Origin of the sequence: Alloalcanivorax mobilis (assembly GCF_002864685.1) — a bacterium.
Taxonomy (GTDB): Bacteria; Pseudomonadota; Gammaproteobacteria; order Pseudomonadales; family Alcanivoracaceae; genus Alloalcanivorax; species Alloalcanivorax mobilis.
This window is the reverse complement of sequence record NZ_NMQZ01000091.1, coordinates 1-342: the sequence shown is the minus strand read 5'-3', so window position 1 is coordinate 342 and position 342 is coordinate 1. Positions and strand designations below refer to the sequence as shown.

General features: G+C 52.9%; 1 protein-coding gene and 1 tRNA gene. Both read right to left on the bottom strand.

Going from position 1 to position 342, the window contains the following annotated elements; translation table 11 throughout:
- Positions 1-29: 29 nt before the first annotated feature.
- Positions 30-105: transfer RNA gene (locus CGS25_RS18890), tRNA-Lys, on the bottom strand.
- Positions 106-132: 27 nt separating this feature from the next.
- The coding region (locus CGS25_RS19270) for a hypothetical protein (protein WP_232802512.1) at positions 133-342 on the bottom strand (210 nt) is incomplete at its 5' end.

Below are 342 nucleotides of genomic sequence, written 5' to 3'. Positions count from 1 at the left end.
GACCGCCTGGCGGCGATCCCTTGAAAGAGTGGTGGGTCGTGCTGGATTCGAACCAGCGACCAATTGGTTAAAAGCCAACTGCTCTACCAACTGAGCTAACGACCCGCCGAATGAGGCGCAAATAATACGGATTTATTTTGCCATGACAAGGGCAGGGGAGAACTTTTTTTCGCTGATCGGGTTCGTTCGCTCAAAGCGTGTGCAATTCCAGGGAGGCGCGGAACGGCGGGCAAATAAAAAGGTTCTTCGCGGAATAGCGGGAATCGACTCATGCTGATCCACTTCCCATCGCTGTTGACGCCCTGTTGGGCGTCCTACTTTCTTGCTTGTCCAAGAAAGTAG